The sequence below is a fragment of the Arthrobacter alkaliphilus genome (genome assembly GCF_021483235.1).
Lineage (GTDB): Bacteria > Actinomycetota > Actinomycetes > Actinomycetales > Micrococcaceae > Arthrobacter > Arthrobacter alkaliphilus.
The window spans coordinates 117,170-124,062 of sequence record NZ_JAKEEC010000009.1 but is presented as its reverse complement, the minus strand read 5'-3'; the positions used below and the strand labels follow the sequence as shown (position 1 = coordinate 124,062).

The following is a 6,893-nucleotide window of genomic DNA, read 5'->3' as shown; positions in this document are numbered from 1 at the left end:
AAGCTCACCGAGGAAGAGTCCAGCCGCCTCCTCAAGATGGAAGAGGAGCTGCACAAACGCGTCGTCGGCCAGGACGAGGCCATCCGTGCCCTCTCCCAGGCGATCCGCCGCACCCGTGCTGGCCTGAAGGACCCCAAGCGTCCGGGTGGCTCGTTCATCTTCGCCGGCCCCACCGGCGTCGGAAAGACCGAGCTCGCCAAGGCCCTTGCGGAATTCCTGTTCGGTGAAGAGGACGCCCTCATCACGCTGGACATGTCGGAGTACTCCGAGAAGCACACTGTCTCGCGCCTCTTCGGTGCGCCTCCGGGCTACGTGGGCTACGAAGAAGGCGGGCAGCTGACCGAGAAGGTCCGCCGTCGTCCGTTCTCCGTGGTGCTGTTCGACGAAGTGGAGAAGGCCCACGCGGACCTCTTCAACTCGCTGCTGCAGATTCTGGAAGACGGCCGCCTGACCGACTCCCAGGGCCGCGTGGTGGACTTCAAGAACACCGTGATCATCATGACCACCAACCTGGGCACCCGCGACATCTCCAAGAGCGTGGCAACGGGCTTCCAGTCCGGCACGGACACCACCACCGGCTACAACCGGATGCGGGCGCGGGTCACCGAAGAGCTCAAGCAGCACTTCCGTCCCGAGTTCCTCAACCGCGTTGACGACGTCGTGGTGTTCCCGCAGCTCACGCAGGACGAGATCATCGAGATCGTCGACCTGTTCGTCACGCGCCTCGAGACCCGCCTCAGGGACAAGGACATGGGCATCGAGCTCACCAAGGCCGCCAAGGTCCTCCTGGCGACCAGGGGCTACGACCCGGCGATGGGTGCCAGGCCGCTGCGCCGCACCATCCAGCGCGAGATCGAGGACCAGCTCTCCGAGAAGATCCTGTTCGGTGAGCTGCACCCCGGCGACATCGTGGTGGTCGACGTGGACGGCGAAGGCGACGACGCCAAGTTCACCTTCGCAGGCAACGCCAAGCCGCGTATCCCGGAAATCGCTCCGAGCGCCTAGTCTCCGGTTCCGCCGACGCAAAACCCCGTCCGCTCCCGAAAGGAGCGGGCGGGGTTTTTCGCGTTCGAAGCCCGCAATATCTGAAATAAGTGCTTCACTCTCAGTGCGCCTTTTGTGATCTTCGGCACATTGCGTGTTGAATCGGAGCATGGAATCGAATCCCTCAGAGACCCCGGACACACAACCGGAAACTCCTTTCCACGATCTCGACCACTATGTGGCCATCCCACGGGTCGGCGGCCTGGCCCTCAGCACGGACGGAAGCCGGCTTGTCACTACGGTTTCCACCCTCAACGCCAAGGGCACTGAGTACGTCACGGCCCTCTGGGAGCTCGATCCGGCGGGGAAGAAACACGCCCGCCGCATCACGCGCAGTGCCAAGGGAGAAACCGGCGCGGTGTTTGCCCCCAACGGCGACCTCTACTTCACCTCAGCCCGGCCCGATCCGGACAGCCCTGACACCGACCCCGTGAGCGCATTGTGGATGTTGCCCGCCGATGGCGGCGAGGCGCGCGTGGTCCATTCCCGCGCGGGCGGTGTCGGGGGCGTCATGGCGGCCTCCGCCGCGGACGCAACATTCGTCACGGCTCCGGTCCTTGCCGGTTCCACCGATGAAGACAATGACGAGGAGCGCCGCAAGAGCCGCAAGGACAACAAGGTGGCGGCCATTCTGCACACCGGCTACCCGGTCCGCTACTGGGACGCAGATCTGGGCCCGGCGCAGCCCCGGCTGTTTGCCGTGGAAAAGGGAGACACGGTCGAGTCCGGCAAGCCCGCGACCGTTGACGAAACCCCATCCCTGAAACTGCGCAATCTCACGCCCGGCGTCGGCGGCAATCTCCGCAATACCGACGCGGTGGTCAGCCCGGACGGCAAGACCATCTACACGAGCATGGCCAAGCCGCTCGCGAAAGCAGACACGCGTTTCGTGCTGGCCGCCGTCGACGTCGCTTCCGGTTCAATCAAGGTGCTCCTTGACCAGGACGGGATAAGCTATCGCCCCGGCCCCGTCAGCCCTGACAACAAGTGGCTCTGTGTGGTGAGCGAAAGCGACAGCACCCCCAGCCAGGCACCGCAGGTCAAACTGCACCTCTTGAACGTCGGCGCCGGAGAAACGCTTGACCTCGAGCCGCTCGCGCCCGCGTGGGACCGCTGGGGCAGCCCCGCGGCCTGGCTTCCGGACGGGCGCTCGCTCCTCGTCACGGCCGACGACGACGGCGCCACGCCGGTCTTCCGGGTCGCCGTCGCCGACGGTACGGTCACCCGCGTGACGCAGGACGCGGCGGCGTACACCGACGTCGTGGTTTCCCCTGACGGGTTGAGCGCGTTTGCGCTGCGCAGTTCGTATGAATTCCCGGCGGAACCGGTCCGGATCGAACTCGCCTCTGGCGATGTCGAACGGCTTCCTGCGCCTGCCGATCGTCCGAGGATCAAAGGCTCACTGGAGCGGGTGGAGACAACCGCGGCAGACGGTTCGAGGGTTCCGGCGTACCTCGCGCTTCCGGAAGGCGCGTCGGAGGCAAACCCGGCGCCCTTGCTGTTGTGGATCCACGGCGGGCCATTGGGCTCGTGGAATGCCTGGTCCTGGCGGTGGAATCCGTGGCTGCTCGTGTCGAAGGGGTATGCCGTGCTATTGCCGGACCCGGCACTGTCCACCGGGTATGGCCAGCGATTCATCCAGCGCGGCTGGGGTGAATGGGGCAAGGCGCCCTATACGGACCTGATGTCCATCACCGACGCAGTGGTCCAGCGGCCTGACATCGACCAGACGCGGACAGCTGCCATGGGTGGCTCTTTCGGCGGATACATGGCCAACTGGGTGGCCGGGCACACTGATCGTTTCAAGGCGATCGTGACGCACGCCAGTTTGTGGGCCATGGACCAGTTCGGCCCCACCACGGACGCTTCGCAGTACTGGCTCAAGGAAATGACCCCGGAGATGGCACTGGACAATTCGCCCCATCGCCATGTCGCCAACATCAAGACGCCCATGCTGGTGATTCACGGCGACAAGGATTACCGGGTGCCGATCGGTGAGGGCCTGAGGCTTTGGTACGAACTTCTTTCCAGTTCGGGGCTGCCCGCCGATGAGGGCGGTGAAACCCAGCACCGTTTCCTGTACTTCCCTGACGAGAACCATTGGATCCTCAAGCCGCAGCACGCCAAGGTCTGGTACGGCGTCGTGGAGCACTTCCTGGCCCGGCATGTACTGGGACAGGAGGTTCCTGTCCCTGAGGACCTGGGGCTCTAGGGGCTTTTCGCCTCGTAAGATTGGGGCTGTGACTTCCGCCTTCAGTATCCGTCCTGCCCGCACCGGCGATGTTGCCGCGATCAAGAAGCTTGTGGCGCCATTGGCAGAGCGGCGGATACTCATGGCCAAGGAGACCGTTGCCTACTACGAGAGCCTCCAGGAGTTCCGGATCGCCGAATCGTCCGCCGGCGAGGTGATCGGTTGCGGTGCGCTGCACGTCATGTGGGAGGACCTGGCAGAGGTCCGCACTTTGGCTGCGGACGACAATTGGCGGGGCAAGGGCGTAGGCCACGTCCTGGTCCAGCAGCTGCTGGAGGACGCCCGCGCCTTGGGCGTTGCGCGGGTCTTCTGCCTGACGTTCGAAGTGGACTTCTTCAAGCGCCACGGCTTCGAAGTCATGGCCGACCAGACCGCCGTCGACCCGCAGGTCTATTCGGAATTGCTGCGGTCCCACGACGAAGGCGTGGCCGAGTTCCTCGATCTCGCCCGGGTGAAGCCCAACACCTTGGGCAACACCCGCATGATCAAGATCCTCTAGCTCCATATCGTCTTGCCTGGGGCGTTCCGGATTCCACATCCGGGCCGTTCCCCTACCGTGCCCGGGGCGCTGGTAGTAGGGTCAAATCACCTACCAGCAACGCCCGAGGAGCGCGCCATGAAAAAGCTCATCAACGATCCCCGCTCGGTGGTGGACGAGTCTGTCGAGGGTTTCGGCATGGCCCATGCGGATCTTGTGGAAGTCCACACGGACCCTATCTTCCTTGTTCGAAAAGGAGCGCCCGTGGCGGGCAAAGTGGCCCTTGTGTCAGGCGGAGGGAGCGGCCACGAACCGCTTCATGCCGGCTTCGTGGGGCACGGAATGCTCGACGCGGCCGTGCCCGGGGCGGTCTTCACCTCGCCCACGCCGGACCAGATCATTCCTGCCACCACCGCTGTCGATTCCGGGGCCGGCGTCATACACATCGTGAAGAACTACACCGGTGACGTGCTGAACTTCGAGACCGCGGCGGAGATGGCCCAGGCCGAGGGAGTCAGCGTCCGTTCGATCCTCGTCAACGACGACGTCGCCGTGGAGGACTCCCTGTATACGGCGGGCCGGCGCGGCGTGGGTGGCACCGTGCTGGTCGAAAAGATCGCCGGAGCGGCGGCGGAGCGTGGGGATTCCCTGGAAGCCGTCGCTGGCGTAGCGGAGGGAGTGGTCCGCAATGTGCGCACCATGGGCGTCGCCCTTTCCGGCTGCACTGTTCCGCATGCCGGGGTGCCCACGTTTGAGCTCGCTGAAGACGAGATCGAAATCGGCATCGGCATTCACGGTGAACCGGGCAGGCACCGGATCGCCATGGAAGGCGCAGACGGCATCACCAGCCGCCTTTTGGACCCTGTCCTGGAAGACCTCGGGATCAAGGCCGGCGAAGAAGTGCTGCTCTTCGTCAACGGTATGGGCGGTACGCCCCTCAGCGAGCTGTACATCGTCTATCGCCGGGCTGCCCAGATCCTCGCGGAAAGAGGAGCCAGGGTGGAACGCTCCCTCGTTGGCAACTATGTCACGTCGCTCGAGATGCAGGGCTGCTCCATCTCAGTGCTGCGTCTTGATGACGAACTCACCGCCCTTTGGGATGCACCGGTCCACACTCCGGCCCTGCGCTGGGGGATGTGACAATGGGCCTTGGGGTCGAATGGGCGGTCGACTGGTTGACACTCTCCGCACGGCGCATAGCCGAGCACAGGGAGGAGTTGATCGCACTGGACCGTGCGATCGGCGACTCGGACCACGGCGAAAACATGGACAGGGGATTCCAGGCTGTCATGGAGAAGCTTGCCCAGAGCCCGCCGGAAACCCCCGGTGCAGCCCTGAAGCTGGCGGCGATGGCCTTGATGTCCAAGGTGGGCGGCGCGGCCGGGCCGCTGTATGGAACCGCGTATCTTCGGGCTGCCACGGCGCTGGGTGAGAGCACTGACATTGATGCGGCGGCGCTCGCCGGAGCACTGACTGCGGCACGGGACGGAATTGTTGCCCGCGGCAAGGCCGTGTTGGGCGACAAAACCATGGTGGATGCCTGGTCTCCGGCCGTGGAAGCGGCGGACGAAGTCCTCGCGGCCGGTGGCGATGCTGTTGCGGTGCTGGCCGCGGCAGCCGAAGCTGCCGAGGTCGGGGCCGTGACCACGGATCCGTTGGTAGCCCGCAAGGGGCGCGCCAGCTACCTCGGTGAGCGCAGCGCCGGTCACCGCGATCCCGGGGCGGCGTCTTCGGCCCTGTTGTTGCGTGCAGCCGCTACCGCAGCGGGATTCCCCGAAGGTTCCGCTGAATGACAGTGGGCTTGGTGGTGGTCTCGCACAGCCGGAAGATCGCGGAAGGCGCGGTGGAATTGGCCGCCCAGATGGCCCCCGATGTGAGGTTCTACCCCGTCGGCGGTACGGATGATGGCCGGATTGGCACTGACTTGGAGAGAGTCGCCGCCGCGTTCGACGCCGGCCTCGGGGAGGCTTCAGGGGACGGCGTGGTGGTCCTGACGGACCTTGGCTCTGCGGTCATGACTGCAGAATCAGCTGCCGAGTTCTGCAGCGAGCCGGATAAAGTGCTCCTCGCCGACGCTCCCGTGGTGGAGGGCCTGGTTGCCGCAGCGGTGGCTGCGCAGGGTGGAGCGACGGCTGCCGAAGTGAAGGCCGCGGCGGAGGCGGTCCGATTCGGACCGGAGCCTGCCTTTGGGCCCGCGGGGACGGCCGGGTCCCAAGGAAGGGGAGAACCGGCGGACAGCGGCGAGTTCGAGCTCATAAACCCCATGGGAATGCACGCCCGGCCTGCTGCGAAGATTGCGGGCGGACTCGCCGGAATGGACGTCGAGGCAACAGTAAACGGAGCCGATGGCACATCCATCATGGAGCTCATGAGCCTCGCCGTGGGCAAGGGCGACAAGCTCAGGATCGAGGCCTGGGGCAAGGATTCATCGAAAGCAGTGGACTACGTCCGGCGGCTCGTGGAACAGGGATTCGGGGAGATCTGACGTTTCAGGACTGCCGCAGCCCGTGGGCATCGAGCAGGAGGCTCGCGGTGACGGTGGTCTGGCACTGCTCGCCCCACGGCTTGGCGCTTTTCGGCGTGAAAATGAGTGTCCTCACCGGCAAGGCTGCACCGTTTGTGTCCGCGCCGGTTACTTCGGCATCTATGGGCGAGGACGTTAGCGTTCCCATGTTCAGGAAGCCGTAGCGGGTGCCGTCCGGTGACGCGACGGCGGAGCATGGCCTCTCGGTTTCCGGGGCGCAGGGTTGGGGGATGGACACACTGCCCGGGCGCAGATCCAGATCGGCCTCGTGGCATTTTCCGTCCTGGCATGCCTTCAAATGGATGGTCTTTACCGTCGGCGCATAGTCCGCCGTAATTGTCAGGGAGACCACTGGGGCCATCGCGATTGCCGGACAAACGGTGGCTTGAGGCTCGCATCCGGACCAGAGCGCCGCCGTCGTGGTCAATGCAATGGCGGTCCACAACCTGCGCATACTTGAGAATAATCCCGCCGGCGAGGCCGGGAACGGGATGTCCGCAACTCGCAGGCACATCGTTACCGGCATCCGCGGATCGTTGCCGCTCCGCGACCTGGGACCATGTCACGGCCGGGCGCACGAAGGAAGCTGACGGCCA

General features: G+C 65.1%; 7 protein-coding genes. 6 read left to right on the top strand and 1 reads right to left on the bottom strand.

Features of this window, described 5'->3' with window-relative positions:
- The 6 genes from L0B83_RS08930 to dhaM form a co-directional block, all read left to right on the top strand.
- On the top strand, positions 1 to 1,005 hold a 1,005-nt coding region (locus L0B83_RS08930; RefSeq protein ID WP_234758054.1), incomplete at its 5' end, for an AAA family ATPase.
- Between the two features lie 148 nt (positions 1,006 to 1,153).
- Positions 1,154 to 3,256: a S9 family peptidase gene (locus tag L0B83_RS08925; RefSeq protein WP_234758053.1), complete on the top strand. Its 2,103-nt coding sequence runs from the start codon at positions 1,154 to 1,156 to the stop codon at positions 3,254 to 3,256.
- A gap of 28 nt (positions 3,257 to 3,284) precedes the next feature.
- Complete coding sequence (locus tag L0B83_RS08920) at positions 3,285 to 3,794, top strand: amino-acid N-acetyltransferase (protein WP_234758052.1); 510 nt, start codon at positions 3,285 to 3,287, stop codon at positions 3,792 to 3,794.
- A 117-nt stretch (positions 3,795 to 3,911) separates the two neighbouring features.
- Complete coding sequence (dhaK, locus tag L0B83_RS08915; protein WP_234758051.1) at positions 3,912 to 4,913, top strand: dihydroxyacetone kinase subunit DhaK; 1,002 nt, start codon at positions 3,912 to 3,914, stop codon at positions 4,911 to 4,913.
- A 2-nt stretch (positions 4,914 to 4,915) separates the two neighbouring features.
- Positions 4,916 to 5,566 carry a dihydroxyacetone kinase subunit DhaL gene (gene dhaL / locus L0B83_RS08910; RefSeq protein WP_234758050.1) on the top strand — a complete coding sequence of 217 codons (651 nt, stop codon included), beginning with the start codon at positions 4,916 to 4,918 and terminating at the stop codon, positions 5,564 to 5,566.
- Complete coding sequence (gene dhaM / locus L0B83_RS08905) at positions 5,563 to 6,258, top strand: dihydroxyacetone kinase phosphoryl donor subunit DhaM (RefSeq protein WP_234758049.1); 696 nt, start codon at positions 5,563 to 5,565, stop codon at positions 6,256 to 6,258. Before dhaL ends, dhaM begins: the two co-directional genes overlap by 4 nt.
- A 4-nt stretch (positions 6,259 to 6,262) precedes the next feature.
- Here dhaM and L0B83_RS08900 read toward each other — a convergent pair whose 3' ends face one another.
- Positions 6,263 to 6,751 (bottom strand): hypothetical protein, encoded by a 489-nt coding sequence (locus L0B83_RS08900; RefSeq protein ID WP_234758048.1) that lies wholly within the window; start codon positions 6,749 to 6,751, stop codon positions 6,263 to 6,265.
- Positions 6,752 to 6,893 lie beyond the last annotated feature (142 nt).